General features: G+C 55.8%; 20 protein-coding genes. 8 read left to right on the forward strand and 12 right to left on the reverse strand.

Translation table 11 applies throughout. From position 1 onward, the window contains the following. A partial coding sequence (locus tag AC2FNU_RS18005) for an AraC family transcriptional regulator ligand-binding domain-containing protein (RefSeq protein WP_496791116.1) occupies positions 1–939 on the reverse strand: 939 nt, incomplete at its 3' end. 117 nt (positions 940–1,056) lie between these two features. Between AC2FNU_RS18005 and AC2FNU_RS18010 the strand changes: the two genes are divergently transcribed. From AC2FNU_RS18010 to AC2FNU_RS18030, 5 genes are all read left to right on the forward strand, one after another. Beyond that, positions 1,057–2,469 carry an amidohydrolase family protein gene (locus AC2FNU_RS18010; protein WP_234900806.1) on the forward strand — a complete coding sequence of 471 codons (1,413 nt, stop codon included), beginning with the start codon at positions 1,057–1,059 and terminating at the stop codon, positions 2,467–2,469. A 26-nt stretch (positions 2,470–2,495) separates the two neighbouring features. Beyond that, on the forward strand, positions 2,496–3,260 hold the full coding sequence (locus AC2FNU_RS18015) for a DUF3299 domain-containing protein (protein ID WP_170337125.1): 765 nt from the start codon (positions 2,496–2,498) through the stop codon (positions 3,258–3,260). Then, positions 3,257–4,435 (forward strand): carbohydrate porin, encoded by a 1,179-nt coding sequence (locus AC2FNU_RS18020; protein ID WP_480908510.1) that lies wholly within the window; start codon positions 3,257–3,259, stop codon positions 4,433–4,435. The genes AC2FNU_RS18015 and AC2FNU_RS18020 overlap by 4 nt, the downstream gene beginning before the upstream one ends. Before the next feature lie 114 nt (positions 4,436–4,549). Further along, positions 4,550–4,930 (forward strand): hypothetical protein, encoded by a 381-nt coding sequence (locus AC2FNU_RS18025; RefSeq protein ID WP_170337130.1) that lies wholly within the window; start codon positions 4,550–4,552, stop codon positions 4,928–4,930. A 453-nt stretch (positions 4,931–5,383) separates the two neighbouring features. Next, positions 5,384–6,016: a tyrosine-type recombinase/integrase gene (locus AC2FNU_RS18030; RefSeq protein ID WP_496791122.1), complete on the forward strand. Its 633-nt coding sequence runs from the start codon at positions 5,384–5,386 to the stop codon at positions 6,014–6,016. Between the two features lie 198 nt (positions 6,017–6,214). Here AC2FNU_RS18030 and AC2FNU_RS18035 read toward each other — a convergent pair whose 3' ends face one another. The 3 genes from AC2FNU_RS18035 to AC2FNU_RS18045 are packed head-to-tail and all read right to left on the reverse strand — an operon-like array spanning position 6,215 to position 8,609. Further along, complete coding sequence (locus AC2FNU_RS18035) at positions 6,215–6,958, reverse strand: SDR family oxidoreductase (protein WP_496791125.1); 744 nt, start codon at positions 6,956–6,958, stop codon at positions 6,215–6,217. Positions 6,959–6,978: 20 nt separating this feature from the next. Continuing rightward, entirely contained in the window at positions 6,979–7,659 is a 681-nt protein-coding gene (locus tag AC2FNU_RS18040) for an SDR family oxidoreductase (RefSeq protein ID WP_496791126.1), read from the reverse strand. Positions 7,660–7,661: 2 nt separating this feature from the next. Continuing rightward, the gene (locus AC2FNU_RS18045) at positions 7,662–8,609 is read right to left on the reverse strand and encodes an MBL fold metallo-hydrolase (RefSeq protein ID WP_496791127.1); all 948 of its coding nucleotides are present in this window, start codon (positions 8,607–8,609) and stop codon (positions 7,662–7,664) included. Positions 8,610–8,674: 65 nt separating this feature from the next. Between AC2FNU_RS18045 and AC2FNU_RS18050 the strand changes: the two genes are divergently transcribed. After that, positions 8,675–9,625 carry a LysR family transcriptional regulator gene (locus AC2FNU_RS18050; RefSeq protein ID WP_496791129.1) on the forward strand — a complete coding sequence of 317 codons (951 nt, stop codon included), beginning with the start codon at positions 8,675–8,677 and terminating at the stop codon, positions 9,623–9,625. A 159-nt stretch (positions 9,626–9,784) separates the two neighbouring features. Here the strand turns inward: AC2FNU_RS18050 and ypfJ are convergent, their stop codons facing one another. From ypfJ to AC2FNU_RS18090, 8 genes are all read right to left on the reverse strand, one after another. After that, on the reverse strand, positions 9,785–10,630 hold the full coding sequence (ypfJ, locus tag AC2FNU_RS18055) for a KPN_02809 family neutral zinc metallopeptidase (protein WP_496791131.1): 846 nt from the start codon (positions 10,628–10,630) through the stop codon (positions 9,785–9,787). Positions 10,631–10,817: 187 nt separating this feature from the next. Next, a complete protein-coding gene (locus AC2FNU_RS18060; RefSeq protein WP_480608201.1) occupies positions 10,818–11,006 on the reverse strand; it encodes a hypothetical protein in 189 nt (62 codons plus the stop codon). Between the two features lie 25 nt (positions 11,007–11,031). Beyond that, on the reverse strand, positions 11,032–12,042 hold the full coding sequence (locus tag AC2FNU_RS18065; RefSeq protein WP_496791133.1) for a HupE/UreJ family protein: 1,011 nt from the start codon (positions 12,040–12,042) through the stop codon (positions 11,032–11,034). Then, the gene (locus AC2FNU_RS18070; protein ID WP_496791135.1) at positions 12,039–12,911 is read right to left on the reverse strand and encodes a peptidyl-prolyl cis-trans isomerase; all 873 of its coding nucleotides are present in this window, start codon (positions 12,909–12,911) and stop codon (positions 12,039–12,041) included. Before AC2FNU_RS18070 ends, AC2FNU_RS18065 begins: the two co-directional genes overlap by 4 nt. A gap of 63 nt (positions 12,912–12,974) precedes the next feature. Beyond that, the gene (locus tag AC2FNU_RS18075; RefSeq protein WP_496791136.1) at positions 12,975–13,634 is read right to left on the reverse strand and encodes a hypothetical protein; all 660 of its coding nucleotides are present in this window, start codon (positions 13,632–13,634) and stop codon (positions 12,975–12,977) included. A gap of 137 nt (positions 13,635–13,771) precedes the next feature. Further along, the gene (locus AC2FNU_RS18080; protein ID WP_496791137.1) at positions 13,772–14,773 is read right to left on the reverse strand and encodes a SphA family protein; all 1,002 of its coding nucleotides are present in this window, start codon (positions 14,771–14,773) and stop codon (positions 13,772–13,774) included. Positions 14,774–14,849: 76 nt separating this feature from the next. Next, positions 14,850–16,733: a DUF3604 domain-containing protein gene (locus AC2FNU_RS18085; protein WP_496791139.1), complete on the reverse strand. Its 1,884-nt coding sequence runs from the start codon at positions 16,731–16,733 to the stop codon at positions 14,850–14,852. Between the two features lie 10 nt (positions 16,734–16,743). Continuing rightward, positions 16,744–18,573: a DUF3604 domain-containing protein gene (locus tag AC2FNU_RS18090; protein WP_496791140.1), complete on the reverse strand. Its 1,830-nt coding sequence runs from the start codon at positions 18,571–18,573 to the stop codon at positions 16,744–16,746. A 217-nt stretch (positions 18,574–18,790) separates the two neighbouring features. Here AC2FNU_RS18090 and AC2FNU_RS18095 point away from each other — a divergent pair, with 217 nt between their 5' ends. After that, positions 18,791–19,486, forward strand: coding sequence for a Crp/Fnr family transcriptional regulator (locus tag AC2FNU_RS18095; protein ID WP_496791142.1), 696 nt, complete (start codon positions 18,791–18,793; stop codon positions 19,484–19,486). 124 nt (positions 19,487–19,610) lie between these two features. Continuing rightward, on the forward strand, positions 19,611–20,003 hold a 393-nt coding region (locus tag AC2FNU_RS18100; protein ID WP_496791143.1), incomplete at its 3' end, for a hypothetical protein.

Consider the following 20,003-nt stretch of genomic DNA (forward strand, 5'->3'; position numbering starts at 1 on the left):
GTCAGAATAGCCGAGCATCAGTCCGATCTCTGCAATTGTCATCTGGTTTTGTTTGAGGTGCTCCTTGGCGACATCGATACGCAGCCGTTTGATTTCGCGCGGTAGCGTTGTGCCTTGTTTTTGAAGCGCTTTCAGAAACCGTTCCGGTTGTATTCCCAGCATTCCAGCCACCATCTCTGGTCCCAAATCGGTTTCATCCAGTTTGTCGCGTAAGACAGATCGCAAAGCTGCCACCACGGTTACTTCTTCATCTTGTCGAAGTGATGCTATGGGCTTGGCAGAACCCTCAGAGACGTGGTGTAAAAACAACCATTCCACAGGAAAACTAATTTGCATTCCGGGATCAGTCCCAAGGCCAACCTCGATCCCTTTGTAGTCGATAGGCAGCCCATTGATGTATCTGCTTTCCCATCGCACACGGGAAGAGTCCCAGGACTCTCCGACGACGGTCTGCAATAGGCGTACATAGATTGCGGCACCAAAACCGGTCACCTGAATGGGTGGGACGGTTGGTTCCTGTTGCCTCTCGATACGATAAGTCGCTTTGTCTGCTTCAATGACAAGGCTGTGCCGCACAGAATTGGACTCCTGCGGCACGAGCTCAACAAAGCGGGTAAAAAACTCGAACAGCGTTTTTGTAGATTGCAAGGCTTGAGCGAAGGGCGGCCATCCTTGTAGGTCAAACGCTTCCCCTACATTCAGTCCTAGGTATCGATCCCCTGATACTTCTGAGAAAGCATTTACCAAGCCGTAAACCAACTCGGAGTGAACGAACACGGATGGGTTAGTCATCAGTTCAGCTTTCAAGCCGACCTGATCCAATGCTGGTTGCGGATTGATCTTACGTTCGGTGAGAAATTGCAGAAAGGGAGCGGCTAAAGAGAGGCGAACAAAGCCCTCGCTATGCTCTCGGGAGGTGGAGTTGAAAGGCAAGCTCATAACCCTTGTTGGATTAGCTTTAAGAAGTGGCCATTTTTGCAGTCACATTCGTACATCCTAATTCAAAAGGGGCAACCAAGCCAATGAATTCCAGACTATAGTTGGCAAAACATGAATATGAAGGGAGTACTTATGTCCGGCTTACGAATGTCTCTTTGCTCGACGGCAATTGTCGCGGCAGTTCTTTCTTTTTCGGCGACCGCGCAGGCTCAGGATCAAGAAGAACCCCAAACGCTGTTTACCAACGTGCATGTTTTCGACGGTGTGAATGAGCAACGCATTGAAAATGCCAGTGTTCTGGTCGAGGGCAATCTGATCAAGTCCGTCTCAACCGATGCCATTGATGCGCCGAGCGCGACGGTTATCGACGGCGGTGGGCGCACTCTGACACCGGGCTTTATAGAGAATCACGCGCACCTGATGCTCATGGGGCCATCGATTGCCGAGATGGAAACCAACTCGACCTGGGAGGATTTCGCCATCCACGGGACCCGGATGGCCGAAATGTACCTGATGCAGGGCTTCACGACCGTTCGCGATGCCGGGGGCGCTGGCGGCGGGCTGCGGCGCGCAATTGACGCCGGCCAGATCGTCGGCCCCCGCTTTTATCCTTCCGGGGCATTTCTCGGAACACGTGGTGGTCACGCCGATTTCGCATCCTTCACATCTCCGCCGGGTGGGGTGACCAACTTTGGGACTCTGAATATGGCCCAACAGGTCAACGGTGTTGACGAAATTTACATGTATGGCCGCAACAACCTGCGCATGGGTGCCACGCAATTGAAGTTCATGCAATCAGGTGGGGTGATTTCGGCATTCGATCCATGGCAGTTGCTCGCCGGTTCGAAAGAAGAGATCGAGGCCGCTGTTCAGGTTGCCAACGAGTACGGCACCTATGTCATGGCACATTCCTACCGCAAAGAAGCGATCATCAATGCCCTGAATGCAGGGGTCAGAACCATTGAACACGGATTTCACTTTGACTGCGAGATTTCTGCTTTGATGAAAGAAAAAGGAGCGTACATCACGACGAACATCACAGCATTTGATCCAGGCCTACTTGATGTTCCTTCCGTGAAAAACAACCCCAACAGTTTGAGGAAGGCCAAATCGGCCTCGGCGACCTTCGAAGCCTACATTCCAAGTATGAAGGAATGCCCGGCGCCGCGCGGTTTCCAAACCGATTGCGTCGGCTCGGTCGAAGCGTGCAACATCCAGATCGCCTACGAGAAACATCTGAATAACCATTTCTTCGGCCCCTATGCGTCGATGGTAACCCTAACTTCGGTAGGTGGCGAGATCGCGGCACTTAGCGGTGATTTCATGAACCCCTATCCGGAAGGCAAACTGGGTGTGATCGAAGAAGGCGCCTATGCCGACATCCTGCTGATAGACGGCAACCCCCTCGAAGACTTCTCTGTCGTTGGAACAGGCGATCAGTGGTTCGGTGCGGACCCGAGGCCGGACAGCCCGGAAACAATCCGCCTGATCATGAAGGACGGTGTGATCTACAAAAACACACTGGATTGACCAGATAAAGCAGCCGGAGAGCATTCATGCGAAATTGGTTTTGCTCCGCAGTATTCGCAGGGTTGGTTTTGTGCGGTTATGATGCTGCGGCGACGCCTGGAACCGCGTTGGACTGGGCAGATCTGCCAGATCCGTCTGCGCAGGTCTTTGATGACCCCTATCGTGAACTCAGCCCCGAACAGTTCGACGATGTTCTTTTCGTTGTGCGTATACGCGGCAGGTTGCAGCAGGAGGTTGGCAGCGCCGAAGAACGGCAGAAATGGCAATTGCTTTTAGCAGAGACCGAAGACGCCTTGGTGTCAGACGGAATTGACGTCGACTGGTTACTCGATCAGCGCGAGGTTGTGACTGAACGTCGAAGAAAGGCTGGAACGAGCGGAAACCCGCAATTCGACGGCAGAACAATCACACTCGCGGGCTTTGCCATTCCTGCTCCAAGCGATCCGGACGGCCGGCCTGTGGCGTATTTGGTGCCAGAAAGAGGGATGTGCAGCCACATGCCTCCACCTCCGCCTAACCAGATGATCCGTGTGCGGTTGAACGGGGACTGGGCGCCTAGCTATTTCCACGAACCCGTTCGGCTGACAGGCACGCTGACTATCGATCCTTCCGTTCATAATATGATGGTTGTGGATGGCCTCATGCCTATGAATGCGACTTTCCAGCTAGAGGCGGAACGTGTCGAAACTCTGGAAACCGAGGCAGACAGGTTGGAATGGAAGCAGCGTGCTGCTGATCGCATCCGCGCGGCAGGAAATCGCAAGACCGGTGGGGCACAGGCGTCAAAATGATAAGACTTCTGGTTGCCGCATTGAGCATTGCATTTGCTGGCGCAGCGTCGGCTCAGGGACTATCCGGGCCATCTTCAGTCGAAGCCGATCTTGCGCCCGGAGACGGGCTCACCGATCCGCAATATCGTTCCGATTTTCCACGCAACATCGCACCGGGTTGGTTTCAGTGGAAAGACCGACTGGCTGAGGGTGGTTTTCGGTTCAACATTGACTACCTGGCATTGGGCCAAACCACGGATGCTGATCTGGGAACCGGCGAAGCAGCCAGCGGAATTGCGCGGTTCTACGGCAGTTGGCAGGCAACTGAACGGGGGTCTCTGACATTCAAGATCGAAGACAGGCACAGTTATACTGACGTTGCTCCGCAATTTCTCGGGCTGGATGGCGGAGCCCTTTCAATCACGGGAACAGCCTTCAATGACAACGGTTTGCTTCTGACCAATTTGTTCTGGACCCAAAGGGCTGAGAATGGGTCGTGGACGCTGCAAGTCGGCCAGATTGATGTAACGGACTTTGTGGATATCTACGGGTTGGTAAGCCCCTACAGTGGTTTTCAAAACCTGTCTTTCAATACCAACCCGACAATCAACACGCCCAACCAAGGCCTTGGTATTGCCGGTGGGGTAAAGCTGAGCGAGAACCTCTACGCCGTTGCCAGCGTATCAGACGCAAACGCCGACCCGTCCGATCCAAACTTTGATGTGTTTAGCGACGGCAATCTCTTCAAGTCGCTCGAACTTGGGTACACGTCCGGCTTTGATCGCATCTACTTCGACAATATCCATCTGACCCTCTGGCATGCGGATGCGGCTGACGATGGCAGTCGAGCAGAAGATTACGGCGCAGCGTTTTCCGCCGCATGGTTTGTTGACAATAAATGGATGCCGTTCTTCCGTGCAGGGGCCTCGAAGGGAACCGCAGCGCTTTATGAACGGTCGATTTCTGCCGGTCTCGGTTACTATGGTCGCAACACCGATTTGGCCGGTCTGGGCCTAAACTGGGCCGAAGCAAGAGGCATAGATGGCGATCAGTTCACGCTTGAAGCTTTCTACCGCTTTTCAATCTCACCCGGACTGCAGATCACGCCATCGGTACAATTCATTTCCGACCCGCTTCTAAATCCCGATCAGGACCGGATTACCCTGTTCGGTCTAAGAACCCGGATCGTTTTCTAATGCGGGGTGAAGGCAGTCACTAAGGGGTGTGCCAAAGGGCAACTAAGAGAGATCAAGCGCGTGCCGGAATTTTCAACGCCGGTCGAATGAAGTTGGGAAGCAAAGGAACAATCTATGAAGATTGCATACGGAATTCTTGCAGCCTTAGCAGTTGTGTTTTTCATCCTTGGAGGCAGCGATGCCCATGCCAAAGACAACAAGGGTAAAAAGCCGAACAAGGGGGGCAAGAACGGTGATGTCAGCATTCAGATAGAAGACAAACCCGGCAAAGGCCCAAAAGCTGTACCACCTGGACAGATCAAGCGCTACACGCGCGGTGCCAAGCTCCCATCTGACCTGGAGTTCGAGGATATTGGGGACCTTTCCAAATGGAAGCTTGGGGAGCCGGGCAAAGGAAACCGCTACATTCTGGTCGATGACGAAGTCCTCGAAGTTACGAATGACCTGTCTACCGTGGTCGATGCCGTCGGCATCGTCGGTGATCTTCTAAATTAGGCGAAAGTACGATGTTTCAGGGCAAGAACTACCTCGTTTGCCCTGACGCTGGCCGGGGCGATCATTTGTGAACCCCGGCCCAAGTTCAAAACCCGGATCCGAGGCGCTACGATGATAAAGGCCCTTCTTGTTCTTTTTGCGCTTGCTACCTTTTCGTCAGCACGCGCCCTACTCGCTCAGGAAAACGGTGCAACTGAAGTCCCGCAAACAATACGCTTTGAGGGCTATGTATAGCCCAGTCGCGAAGCAGAACTGTCGCCTTTGGTGGACAATGTGGTCAACCGGACTTTGCAAGGCCTGCTTTCTGCGCATCGCTGACATTGGTGCTCTAAGCAGCATCGGCAAATTTGGGCTCACAGCCGACCTCGGAGACGGCGCAGCATCCTGTGATATCCTCTCTCGTTAACGTCGGGTTGTCGTTGTGGGCGGGCATGGCGGATCGGAGGATCAACCATGGAAACACCAAACTTACCTGCCATTCGTGCTCTTCGCCCAGCCTGGAACAAAGGACGCATCGTCGGCCAGAAGCGGCCGCTGAAACCAAAACATGTCTGGGCAATCCGAGTTCGCCTCGAGATTGCCGAAAACCATCGCGATCTTGCGCTCTTCAATATGGCAATCGACAGTAAGCTCCGCGGCTGTGATCTGGTGAAGATGAAGGTCGCCGATGTCATGTCATCGGGTCAGATCAAGGAACGGGCTTCGGTCCTTCAAAGCAAGACGCAGAAACCCGTGCGCTTTGAGATTTCCGAAGGCACACGTGCCTCTGTTGAGAAGTGGATGGAAGATGAGCTGATGGTCGGTTCGGAATACCTTTGGCCCGGCCGATTTCATGAACGCCTGCACATCTCGACACGCCAATATGCACGGATTGTCCGCGATTGGATCACGTCGATCGGCCTCGAAGCAAGCGCCTACGGAACCCATTCAATGAGGAGAACCAAGGTCACTCAGATCTACAAGAAGACCGGAAACCTACGCGCTGTTCAGCTTCTGCTTGGCCATACAAAGATGGACAGTACAGTCCGGTATCTCGGCGTCGAACTCGAGGATGCCCTAGCAATCGCCGAAGCGATAGAGATCTAACGTTAACTGGCCGCTCTCGCGGGCGGCCCAGAGCCGACATCCATCGCATCTTTCTATGCCGTAGCGCAGCTTTCCCTAAGCAGACATTGGTCGACTACGCAGCATTTGCATGGCTGACAATGATAGAGACGTGGACATTCTTTAGCTCAGTTGCCGCTGCACTGATGTTCGGATCTGGACGAACAGGAAAGCTAGAAACTACGTAAGGTGCAACCCTCCATCAACGGGAAGGACTGCCCCGGAGATGTAAGGGTTGGTCATAAGCGAGACCGCGGCCTGTGCAATGTGGTCCGCCGTTCCGGCAACTCGGGCCGGGAGAGTGGTCTCCATCCAGGATTTAAGGTCCTGACGTTGCTCGGCCGTCCAGACATTGGTCAAAACTACGCCCGGTGCCAGCACGTTGACCCGTACAGGTGCAAGCTCGATTGCGAGGGATCGACCAGTTTGCATTACAGCTGCCTGCACACCGTTCATGACAGACAGGCCAGAGTCCGCACCAGAAGGCTTCAGGCCAGCCACGCTTGCAAACAGTGTCACTGAGCCTCCTTGTACCAGCAGATTGGCAAGGGTTTGCACCACGAACGTTTGACCCCAGAACTTGTCAAAGCTGGCGCGCATCGTGTCTCCGCCAAGCGTCGCAAATGCGCCGCGTTTCTTGTTTTCGTCAGCAACCGCGGGAATGACTACGTGATGAACACGCTCGAGGTCCGCAAACGCCGTTTCAAGCGTTTCTTTGTTCAGGTAGTCGACAGCAATCGAGCGGGCCTTTTCGGGGTTCGGCAGGGCAAGTCGCACGGCTTCCAGCTTGTCCAAGGATCTACTCACGAGGATGAGGTTGGCTCCGAGCCCAGAGGTCAGCCGCGCTGTCGCGGCACCGATGCCAGAGGATGCACCTACAACAACGACAGTTTGGTCGGTAAGGTTGAACGGATTGGAAGACATGGTTTTTTCCTTCGATTGGGTCAGTGTCCCGACCACGTGCCTTTGCGTTCGCCGGAATCGACGTCGAGGACGGCACCCGTGATGGCCGGGTTCGCTATGAGAGCGGCAATGGCTTGTCCGATATCCTCGGGCGTCCCACGCCGCGGGATCAATTGGCGGTCAGGTGACATGCCGATCCCGCCTGGTGAAACCACGTTCACCCGTACTGGTGCCAATTCTGCCGTTGCAGCGCGTGCCAAGGCTTCGATAGATCCGTGAAGGGTGCTCCAAACGCCATAGCCCGGAGCCGGTGTGCGGGCGCTTGATCCTGACAGGAGTGTCACCGAGCCGTGCTCCGGCAGAGCGACCGCTGCTTGAACCGCTGCATAGCTGACCCAGAACCGCGCAAAGGCATCTTGTGCGGCCACAACAGACGTACCCGGAATGTCTGACGCAGATGCGTTTGCTGATACGGCCACAACGATATGGTCGGCCTTGGACTCAGTTGCGATACCAGCAACCGCGTCTGGAGCATTGAGATCTAAAACAACCCTATCTGCTCGACCTTCCAAACCGGCAGCGACGTGATCAAGCTTTTCCATGCTTCGCCCTGCAAGTATTGCCACGGCCCCGAGCTGGGTGACAGCGCGGGCGGTCGCTGCACCCATCTGACCGCTCCCGCCCAGGATCAGAACGCGTTGGTTCTCCAGAGATTGCGACATGGTTATTGCCCCACGGATGTCGGCAGGTCGCCACGCAAGGCAGACAGCTCATTTGCCAGACCCATCACGCTCAGTTCGACCATGTTCGGCTGTCCGCCAGGAATACCGTAGGACGGATAGGTGGTATTGAGTTCCTCGCTCACGCGGCTGACCAAGTCGTCGTCGGCCAAGCCGTCGGCCAACGCCGCCGCTACGAACGTGCGGGCGGTTTCGGTGTATGCCTCCTGCTTGTCGGTCAACGCGCGGAATGGGCCAGGCGCGCCATGCCCTGGATGCGCCGTCACGGCCCCGGGGAACAACACACGCAAGCGGTTCAGTGCATCCAGAACGAGGCCCGAGCGCTCTTCGTAAAAGAACCCGTGCATGTCGTGGAGGATCAGATCGCCCGGGTAGAGGTCACCGGTTTCTGGAAGATAGAATGCAGTTGTGCTGGTGGCTTCGGCAGGACCCATTTCGCGTGTTTCAATCGTCACACCATCGATCTGGAGGGTTGCGCCGTTGGCAAAGACCTGATCCGGCACAACAAAGACTTCCGGGGCTTCGTCGGGCGTCAGTTGCCGCACCACCTCGTGATAGCCGTAGTGATCGGTTTCAATCACCCGGGTTGTTTCAGGAGACGCATAGACCTTGAGACCGGGCCAGACCTGCTGGAACTGGTGCACGCCGACATAGTGATCAGGATGGCCATGGGTGATCAGAATGGCGCTGACCGACTTACCCAGAGCACGGATCGCCTCGATGGCTTCGGCCGCGTGTGTCGTGTCGCGCTGGACGTCGATCACGATCACACTGTCTGGGGTCTCGATCCAATGCGTGTTCACACTGCCGGGGCCCTCATACGTGTAATGCCCGGTTTTGTAAGGCACGCTGGCCAAAGCGCTGTTGGCCACTGGCAGTGATGCCACCAGAGACATCAGGGACGTCGAAAACTGTCTGCGGGTTAAGGTCATTTCATATCTCCTCGGCTGTTGAGATCAATTTGACATCTGCCAGTTCACCAATCAAATTGATCATCATGAAAGATGCATTCAGCGAAATTGAACTACGTAAACTCGATCTGAACCTACTGCTGGTGTTTTCAGCCGTCATGCGTGAGCGCAGTGTCTCACGCGCGGCGGACCGGCTTTACCTTGGCGCATCGGCAATCAGCATGGCTTTGGGCCGCTTGCGCAACACCTTCGAAGATCCGCTCTTTGTGCGGGTTGGCTCGGTTATGGAGCCGACGGCGCGTGCCATCGCTTTCTGGCAGGAGCTTGCGCCTGCGTTGCAGGACATCGATCAGGCGGTTCGGGCCACCAAACCATTTGACCCCTCGACGACCGAGCGCATCTTTCGGTTTGGAGCGCCAGACGATCTAGAGGGCATTCTGGTCCCAAGACTGATTGCGCGCTTGCAAGCTGAGGCGCCAAGAGCACGCCTTGTTGTCCGTCATTCTGATTTTCGAAGCCTGTTGAAGGTGCTCGATGATGACGAAGCTGACATCATGCTCAGCGCCACACCCGAAAGCGGTATTGAAAACCGACACCGCGTTGATCCAGTCTACCGAGAGCACTTCAAGGTTTTGTACGATGCACAGCAGATACGTTGTGAGGGGCCTTTGACCCTTGAACAGTATCTTGCGACGCCACACGCGCTGCTGTCGTTGGACGGAGCGTTGGAAAGCGGATTGGATCGGACACTTGCTGAAACAGGCCAGAAACGGGACGTGCAGGTCGCGGTCACGCATTTCCCGACGATCCCGCATATTCTAAAGTCGAGCGCGATGTTGTCCAATGTGCCCGGCACAGCCGCAGCCTGGTTCGCCCGTCAACACGCTCTGGAAGTTCACAATCCTCCGGTTGATTTTCCGTCGTTCGAAGTCGCTTTGCTCAGCCATGTGCGGGTTACGAACGATCCGGCGATCGACTGGTTCCGGGATCTGATCACGGAAGAAGTGCGTTCTCTCGTACTGCCGATTGAAAAATGAGAAAACCCGGCCCAAAGCCGCCCTTCGGAAACCCTCGCGATGCTGCGGTGCGGCTCGACAAAGCAGACGATCACTGCTGCTATCTGTTTCGGAATTTAGAGCAAAGCTGGATGGACCAGGATATTCGTGTTGTGTTGCCGTCGATTTGTTCTCTTTAGCTTACAGCCGGTTTGTCGAAAAAGTATCGCAACTGTTTGGGTCCCCGGTTTCATACCCCCGATAGAACCAGCTTTGCCGTTGCTCACTGGTGCCATGAGTAAAGCTGTCCGGAACCACCACGCCCTGTTGCGCGCGTTGCAAAGCGTCATCCCCAATCGCGGCAGCGGTGTTTAATGCTTCTTCGATATCACCGGGTTCAAGTACGCCAAACCGCTGATCAACGGCGCGGGCCCAGACACCGGAATAACAATCCGCCTGAAGTTCCACGCGCACCGAAAGGGCATTTGCCTGGGATTGGCTGGACTGGTTTTTGGCGCGGGTCACCTGTTCGAGAACGCCAAGACTGTTCTGAACATGATGGGCCACTTCATGTGCGATCACATAAGCTTTGGCAAAGTCGCCGTGCGCACCGAGGCGCTGTTCCATGACCTGAAAGAAGGACGTATCCAGATAGACGCGCTGATCTACCGGGCAATAGAATGGACCGGTTGCGGACATGGCTCGTCCACATGCTGAATGGGTCCGGTCAGCAAACAAGACCAGGACGGGGGGCGTGTATTGAATGCCGGAGTTCCGGAATATTTCCGACCAGATTTCTTCGGTATCGGCCAGGATGACGGCCACAAACTCTTCGGTTTCGTCGTCAATCTGAACCGGCGCATTCGCTTGCGGGGCCGAGAGTTGACCACCACCGGTCAAAAACGGGGTCACATCCACGCCCAGGAACAACCCGACGACAACGACCAGGATCAGGCCAAGACCGCCGATACCCGCACGGGACGTAACGCGAGACGTATGGCGTCGATCGTCGATATTGCGGCTTGTACGTCGTCCTTTCCAGCGCATGCGGCCTCCGAACAATCCGGGTAGTCTACTACAGTTTTTGACGGTTCCCCGATCTACGAGGTTTGAACGGGGAACCGATCCGGGCTTCCAAAGCCTGAGGCAGTGACAACCGTAACTAATGGACGATATCGGGTGTCACTTCGCCACCACTCAAATCGCGCTCAGTGTTTTGGAGCGTCCGAATTCCTCAGCCGTCGATACCTGCGGTATCACGTGCAGTCTCAGCCGGTGTGCATCGGTTGGTGCTGACGCCGATCGTCGCCTGCTGGACCTGACGCTTCGCGGCTTTTTCCGGAGTGCAGTCCGGGTCCACCACGTCGCAACCGGCAAGCGCAACAGTGACGACCAGCATCACCCCTCCAAGTATTTTCATCATTGTCCCTTCTCCTTCCTTCTTTTGTTCAAAATCCAGCCAGCCGTTCGGCCAGCCAAAACGCGGCGACGCATCCGATAGGATATCCAAGGATCTGGCGCGACGGGCCTTGCGCCAATGACCAGCCCCAAACTGCCTGCGCCAATTTCCTGACCGTCAAGAACACGCCCAGCACTGCAAAGATGAAGGCGAGTTGCCCGGCCTCGACCCCAAAGTTGAACGCCAGCAAGGCTGCCGGGATGTCTTGATCGGGCAGGCCGATCTCGGCCAGCGCTCCGGCAAAGCCCAGACCGTGCAGCAGGCCGAACCCAAAGGAGATCACCCAGGGAAAGCGGCTGGCCAACGTCTTGGGTTTGTCGTCAGAGCGCAGAACCTCGGTGGCCAGAAAGACGATCGACAGGGCAATCACAGCCTCGACCGGAGGGCCCGGGACGTTCAGCACGCCGAAAGTGGCCAACCCCAACGTGATCGAATGCGCGACAGTGAAGGCGGTCACCGCCCAGATCAACTGGTGCAGGTTACGGATCAGAACCAGCAGAGCAAAGACGAACAGCAGGTGATCCCAGCCTTCGAGGATATGTTCAAACCCCAACACGCCGTATTGCCACAGCGTCTGGATAAGTCCCTGTTGCGCGGGCAGCGTGACGGCGGGCGCATCCGGCGTCAGGCGGAAGGTCGCCATATTCACCGTATCCAGATACCCCACCCGCAGCAAGACATCCGTTCGTTGTGCGTCCAGCCTGTCGATCAGGATCGTATTGCCACGCAGGTCTTCGGTGCAGGTCATGCGCCAGACTTGTGTCCACGCGCGACCGTCAAAGACCGGCGCGTCGAAGGTGGGCGCGGTACAGCCATCGGGAAGCGCGACATCGATATCCATCGGTGCGCCCCGAACGTCGGGCTTGCGCCAGAACACGTGCCAATCGCTGTCGGTCTCCTGCGAGATTTCCAGATAACCCGGCTCCAGCGCGTGGGCATTTGCAAATGCGGGCATCAGAAGCCCCGCCAGCAGCGCGATCAGAGTCAGAAGGCGCCTCATGTGTCACCAGCTGGCGCGTCTGTTTCCGCGGGTTCCTGAATCGTGTAGGTGGATCGCAGGTTTTCCAGGAAGGTCTTTGTCGCGGCTTCAGCCTGCTTCTCGCGCCAATCTGCCAAAATGCTATCCCGGATCGCGCCAAAAGGCGGCAGAGTGGCGTCCCATCTGTTGTCGACCCGAACCAAATGAAGCCCGAAGGACGATTGAACAGGTCCGCTCCATTCACCCAGCGGCAGGGGTTGCAACTGGTCGAAGAAACCCGTTCCGAAGTTTCCATCAACCGATGCGCGGGCGCTCAGATCAAACCCTGTCGGAAGCAAGGACGCCTGCCCCAACCGGCGGTGATCTTCCCCCGCAGCCAAACGCGCCCGCGTCTGTTCGACAGCCGTGTCGCTGGGGTTTTGCCCCAGGTGAACAAGGCTGGCCGCAAGCCGCGCTGGGGTAGTGAAGGTCTCTGCATTATCTGACAGATAAGTCTGCAATACCTCATCCTTGGGGCGGGCTGCCCCCGCCTCTGAGGTCAGAAGGAAGTTCATCTTCTGCACCAGACGGTTGCGGATGATCTCATCATTGCCATCCAACCCCAGAGCCAACGCTTCGCGCACCAGCACTTCCCGGTTCAGCCAATCCTCTTTCAGCTTTGCTAACTCCTCCTCGGTCGGAGGGCGCCGCCACGTATCCTCAAACTGACCGACCAGAACATCGACCTGACGTTGATCGAGGATGATAACCCGCGCGTTGGGATCAAAGGACCATTCGTCCGGTTGCACCAGCTTGAACCAGCCGAAGATCGCAATGCTGAGAACCGCGAAATGGACAAACGGCTCGGTGAAAATCCGGCGGATCACACTTGGTTTGCCTGAGTTTGGCATAGCCCGACGCGGAGTGTTCGTAGTTTGCCAGTGCGCATTCATCGCTTTGCCCTGTTCATGAGTTCAACCACCCTTTGGCACCAACACTTTCAGCGTGAAGCTGACGGTGTCGGAAGCTGAAACCGCCTCATCGTAAAAGTTGTGTTCGTAGGAGAGTGACCACTGCCACGGCAGACCCCCACCCTTGACGAGCTTGGACACCTTGACCCCCAGCGGAAGGCTGTTGAATTCGCTGGCCTCCCAGTCGTAGACAAACACCATTTCGGATGTTCCGGCTGACCAACCATTGCCGAGGTTGTAGTTGAAGACAGGTTGGATGGTGGACAGGTTGACATCTGGTCTGTCGTCATCGCCAGCGACGGTGAACAGGTTTTGGTTGAAAAACCCCCAAAGCCCCCATTTTTCCTGTTTCGCAAACCCTGCCGCCGGCCCCAAGGCCCATTTTTCCGCGCTCAAACCATCCTCGCCGGTCGGCAACAAGGCCACCGCGCCGACGCCGAAACGGCCCCAAGACCGATTGAATGTCATGAGGTCAAACAGGGTTGTGTCGCTCAGCCCCGACTGCCCATTGGCACTGTCCGTCACATATGGAAGCGTTAATCGCGCAATGTGATTGGTCGCCCCCAAGGTAAACGGGATCGCGGCCCGGAACTGCAGCAAGCTGCTTTCCTCTGGCGAGTTGTGTAGGTTATAGTTATAAAACCCGGTCGCCTGAAACGACATGATTGAGGCCGTTGGATCGTTCGCGGCGGTCTCTAATGACTCCGCATTTTGTTGGGCCTGCGCACCTGAACAGGTGAGAACTGCGAACAGCACCCACGACAGAAATGATTTCTTCAACACTGTGGAAATCCCAAAGATCAAAATGCCAGAGAAATCTGGGCGGTGAGAATATCGCTTTCCAGCCGCCGTTTTGCCGAGAATTCATGGGTATATTTCAGCTTCAAAGACGCTTCTGCCCCGAGCAATGTTCCACCAGAATAAGTCACAATTGGTCCGATACCGCTCACCTGCGCTTTCAGACTGCTGGCCCCAAGGGCGAGCTTTAATGCGTCCGTTCCTCTACCGCTGTCATCTTCAAGCTGTTGATAAGTGTAGCCCGCAAGCCCGACGCCCCAGCCTGACCGAAACCGCTGAATCACTGCGCCTTCCAATTGGATTGCAGGTGCGGTCTGGTAATTGGTGTCGTCGTTTTCTTCGCTAAAGAGCAAGCTGATCGCGCCCGAAGCCTCAAAACCACGTTCCGGTACGAACCAGGTGGCCGCAAAATATGGTTGGAATGACCAGACATTCTTTCCCACCGACAACGCGCTGATGGAACGGTTCGCAATGTCGATTGAAGCCGTCTGGTAATCTCCGGTCGGGATAAAAACCGACAGGCCGGTGCTGTAGTGCAGATTGCCACGGTGCCATCCCACAAGGCCGGTTACCGTGATGTCGGCAAGACCGGACGCAGTATCGGTAATGCTTGCACCCTGCAACGGTGGCCTGATCGCGGTGAAAGACAGATCGCCATTGACGTAGGGCAAGGTGATGTCGATGGCAGGGGTTCCGCCAAAGACTTGCGCGTCGAACACCTGCGTCACGTTCAGACGCCACAGGTTGATTTCAAGATCCGCGTCTGCTGCAATTGGCAATCCACCAAGAGACAGCCCGTCGACACTGCCGTCCAGATGATCGAATGTCAGCGCGGTGTAAGTACCGGGTTCCGGTACAAACCCGGCGAACGTGTCGCGGGTACCGATGAAGTAAGCTCCAATTCCGCCTTCTACAGCATGGGCTGGCTTTACCGGCAGAACCGTCAGGGCAGCCAGGGCTGCAGTACCCAGCGCGGGGCGCAGGCCGCGTAGAAATTTGTCCATTTATGTCACCTCGTTCAGACGAATTCACGCGTTTGTCGCGTTGTCCCTTCGTGCGGGGACTGATTACGGATTGGGATCAGGGCGTGTACCAGATAGGCGATGTGTAAGCCCGGTCCTGAATGGACTCGGGCGCGCCTTGGGGCAGTTCGACGCCAAAGAATTTGCGGTCATACGTGGTCCAGCGCGGGGTAGGGATTTCCAGAACCCGGATGTAGTAGAACGCGCTCTGGTCTGGATCGAACTCCGGGTCTTCCCAATAGCCGCCTAAAATGGCCTGGCCGATGTCGTTGGTATAAGTGGCTTCTTGCGCATCAACCGTGTTTCCAACCGGACCATCACAAGCGCCCTCAATCACCTCACGACCACCGCACGAGACGTCATAAACTTTCTCGGAAGTATTTCCATCGGCGTTCAGCCAGCCCTTGATGACTTGAACCCGATCCAGGTTGGCTCCATCGGGGTCTCGCAAAGCCCGAATTAGGAATCGCGGCGCACGACCTTCACTCTTTCCCAGATCACCCCCCATAGGAACGCCATTGGCGTAGCCATGCGCCGCGAAGTCTGACCGAGGGAGGTCAGATTCTTCAAAGTCATACCCGGCAAAGACCCGCACCCGGATACGCGTGCCAGTGGTTGCATAGACCTCCTTGCGCATCATCGCGTCAAATATCTCTTCCCGCGTATTATTACGCGCCCAGACGGCCGCGAGGCCGGATGCACTGGTCTGCCACGCCCGAAGCCATGTGTCTTGTGGCCCAAGCCGACCGGCAACCGGTTCCTCAAAACGGATCGGGTCCGCCGTTGGTTCAAGCTGCGCAACTTTCCCGAAAAAGTTGTTTTCACGCGTCGATGCCAGCGAAGTGTGGGCATCCGTGGATCCGATCACCCCGAATTTCCATGGGTTGGTCCCCAGTTCCGCACCATGTGCAAGGCCGCGCTTTAATGCTTCACGAGCATACTCGCCCGAGACCATCTCGGGCACTTTGGGTTCAAATCCACCCAGCGAGGTCGTGTCCCATGTTTCAAAGTCGGCAAACGGATCGTCCGGCGACAGCATCGGGTGGGCTTCGCCGTCCCCTTTCATCTGGGTGACCTCGTAGATTGGCTCCCAACGCTGACGTCGCGCCGCATAGTCCGCGTTTATCGGTTCGTCTGTTCCATATCGCTTGTCATTGAACATCAAACCGTTGGATAGGTTGCCGTTGTGCGGAATGGCCAGCAATCTGCCATCGGTCTCAGCCTCAACCTCTTCCATCCAGTCCCACAGCGCTTCGGGGTTCGGATCAAGGTCAGACGACAACGGTATTCGACTGTTCGCAACATCTTTACCGTCCTTGAAGACAACAACACGATGCAAATTGTTCCCATTAGGGGCCGACGTCCATTCAAACCCGATGAGTGCCGTGAACCTTCCCGGTTCGTTAGCTACTTCTGCGGCGTCGATGATTTCTTCCCATGGGGCCACTGGCACATTTGGGTCGGACGCCAGAGTGTTCGTTCCATCCGCCTTTGTCTTGGTGAAAAGGTTAAAGGCTTCTCCCGCAGCATCCGCGGTTCCCTGCATCACCAGGGCATGCAACTCCTGCCCCAGTGGGTCTTCCAGAACAATCGGATCAGACCGGGCAATCATCGGGGCAACCCCCAGCGCCTCGGCGTGATCCGAAATCACAAGCCAGTCGAGAGGCCTGATGAGCTGTGTTTTGACGCCCATCGATGAGGTGACTGTTTCGCCTTTGGCGTATCGGTAGGCTTCATCGGGACCCAACGTGTTGCCAATCATGCCTGCATCAACCGAATATGACGTGTGCAGATGAGTATCTCCGAACAAAGCCTGATTGGGAAAATCCTGTTTAGGGTAAGGAGAATATTCACGTTCCCCCGGATTCCATGGTGGCGCGTCCTGCGCGGAGGCTGCCGAAGATAGTGCAATGGCTGATACTGTAAGTGTTTTCAATAACATGGTGAAATCCTCAGGACGGCGTGTACCAGATGGGTGAGGTATAGGCGCGTTCCTGGATCGAAACCGGAGCCCCCTCAGGCAGTTCAGTACCAAAGAATTTGGCATCAAAGGTGGTCCAACGCGGGGACGGAATTTCCAATACGCGGACATAATAGAAAGCCGATTGCGCCGGGTCGAAATCGGGGTCTTCCCAGAAACCGGCCAGAATCGCCTGCCCGATATCGTTGGTCCAGGTGGCGGTTTCCTGATCCACCGTGTCGCCCACAGGGCCATCACAAGCGCCGTCAATCAGATCGCGCCCGCCGCAGGCGATGTCGACAACCCGTTCGGTGGTCGTGCCGTCCGCGTTCATCCACCCTTTGACAATCTGGATACGGTCCAAGTTCGCGCCATCGGGGTCACGCAGGGCCCGCACCATGAAACGCGGTGCGCGGCCATCGCTAATGGCGAGATCGGCACCCATAGGCACGCCGTTTTCATAACCGTATGTATCAAAATCTGATCGTGACAGGTCGGATTCTTCGAAGTCATGCCCCGCAAAGACACGAACTCTCATACGTGTCCCTGTCGTAGCAAAAACCTCGCGCCGCATCATGGCGTCAAAGATGGCCTCGCGGGTGTTTTCGCGTGCCCAAACGGCTGCCAACCCCGAGGCTGACGTCTCCCATGCCTTGATCTGGTTCGCCTCGTCGCCAAGCCGACCGGTTATGGCTTCATTGAAGCGCATCTCATGGGCCGAAGGTTCAAGGGCCGTGATCTTGCCAAAGAAGTTCTCTTCGCGAGAGGTGGACAAGGACGTATGTGCATCCGTCGATCCTATCATCCCGAACTTGAACGGATTGGTGCCGAGCGCGGCCTCATGTTGCAGCCCCAGACGATAAGCAGATCGCGCATATTCACGCGGCAACATTTCAGGTGTTTTGACCTCGGTTCCGAAGCTGCCTTTATCCCATGTCTCAAAATCCGCGAAGGCGTCGTCAGGGGACAAGGCCGGGTGCGTTTCCCCATCCCCTTTCATCTGAGTCACCTCGTACAGAGGCTCAAGCCGTTGTCGCCGCTCGGCATATTCCGTGGACAAAGGTTCACCCGAGAAGCGTTTGTCGTCGAACATCAGCCCATTGGACAGGTTACCGTTATGCGGGATGGCCAAAAGTTGTCCGCCGGTTTCTGCCTGATATTTTTCCATCCAATCCCACAACGCCTCGGGGTCGTTGCTGAGTTCGTTGGATAAAGGGATACGGGTATTGGCCTCTTCCTTGCCGTCCCGATAGACTACCACGCGGTGCAAGTTGTTGCCGTCCGGGGCCGAACTCCATTCATATCCGATAAAAGCGGTAAAACTGCCAGGCACATTGGCCTCTTCGGCGGCATCGATGATCTCTTCCCACGGCACCTTAGGCACATTTTGATCCGACGCCAGATGGTTCGTGCCTTCATAGGCGCGGCCCAGCCACAGGTTATAGGCAGCCTGCGTGCTTTCGATCGTCTTCTGGCTGACCAATTCGTAAAGCTCAGCTCCCAACGGGTCTTCCAACAATGTCGGATCAGCGCGCGTTAGCAGTGGTGCGATGCCAAGACCGTCGGAATGGTCCGATACCACCAGCCAGTCGAGCGGCCTTTGCAATCGTGCAGGGATACCGGTGGACGCAACAACCGTTTCACCTTTGGCAAACTTGTAGGCATCAGCAGGGGACAGTTTGTTAAAGACCAATCCGGCATCCCACGAATAAGATGTGTGTAAGTGCGTGTCGCCGAAAAAGACCTGATTGGGAAAACTATGTTCCGGGTATGGGGAATATTCTGCCCGATCTGGCGCTACATTGGGCGCATCCTGCGCCACTGCCGAATGTGCTAAAATACCTGCAAAGCAAGTTATAGCAGCGTAGCTGATCGCAGAAGACGATAATTGAAGCCCACGAAAACTCTGAGCGGAATACATCTCCAATGCCCCCATAATATTGTTTATTATCAGGTAATTACACTATTGTAACATGAACGTTATTGGGCAAATCTAACAGAACGGTTTGCCAAATACTTTCCCATACGGGGTAATTGAGATGAAGAAATCCAAGGTCCAGCTTTTTCCCGTTTTCTCCTCTGCCTGGCTCCAAGGTGTTTCGGAAGAAAGCCTGGATCAGCTCAAGCAGATTTCAGAAATTGTCACGTACAAGGACAAGGAAACGATTTACGCAATTGGTGGGCCGCAAAACTTTCTCTATGGCACCGTCTTTGGAAAGGTTCAGGTTCGCCTCGCGCTGACCGAAATAGAGCCGGTCTTGGGTCATATCCACCACCCAGGTGCCTGGTTCGGTGAATCAGAGTTGTTGCTTGACGTTGACGGCTTGGTGGAGATGAAGGCCGCGGGCGATGTCAGATTGGTCAGGATCGCCTATTCTCGGTTTCGGCCACTGGCAAATGCGCGCCCTGATCTATGGGAGGCATTTGCCCGCCTCACCTCGATGAATCAGCTGCTGGCAATGTCTGCAGCCAATGACCTTGCGCAACGAAACACCCGCAAACGCATCGCTGCTGCGCTTTTGCGGTTGGGCGGATGGCGTGGCGCTTTGCAGGGCGCCGAGCCGACGGACACAGTTGTTGCCAGCCAGCAGGAACTCGCGGACTTGTCGAATATCGCCCTGTCCAAGATCTCGGTGTATTTGGGAGAAATGGCGACCGAAGGCCTGATACGCTTGGAATATGGTCGCACCGTCTTGCTCGATTTGGACGGGTTGCGGCGCGTGGTCGAAGAATAGAATGATGCGTGCTGCTCCTTGTCATAACCGCATTCAATCTTGGAAAAGGTTGCCCCCCGCCTTATCTCGGGTTTTCATACTTATTTCGACCTTCTGTTTTGGACTGTTTGATCCGCGTCCGGCTTTGGCATGCCAAGTTTGTGTCACGCTGCCAGAGACCTCACTTGCGGATCATTTGATCGCGGCTGATGTCGTCGTTTTGGCGGTGCCGGCGGAGGATAACCCGTTCAAATTTTCCCCGAGTCAGATCATCAAAGGCACATCGAACTATTTGGAGAGAGTTCCTGAAATTCCCTTCCTGATCGACAGCACAACCCGCGCTGCCTTTCGTGCTGACCCCGAGATGACAGTTCTGCTGACCTACGGCACGGTTGCCAAGGATGGCGCCGGACGCAGCTTGTCACGCATGTGGACAAGGATTTTCACGCTGACCACCGAGCGTGAAAAATTCCTGGATGCGCTTTGGGCCGAAGCAGCGCTGTGGCAGGATCGCGCAACGGCATCCGATGCGCGCGTT

The sequence above is a fragment of the Ruegeria sp. BHSB064 genome, assembly GCF_059613205.1.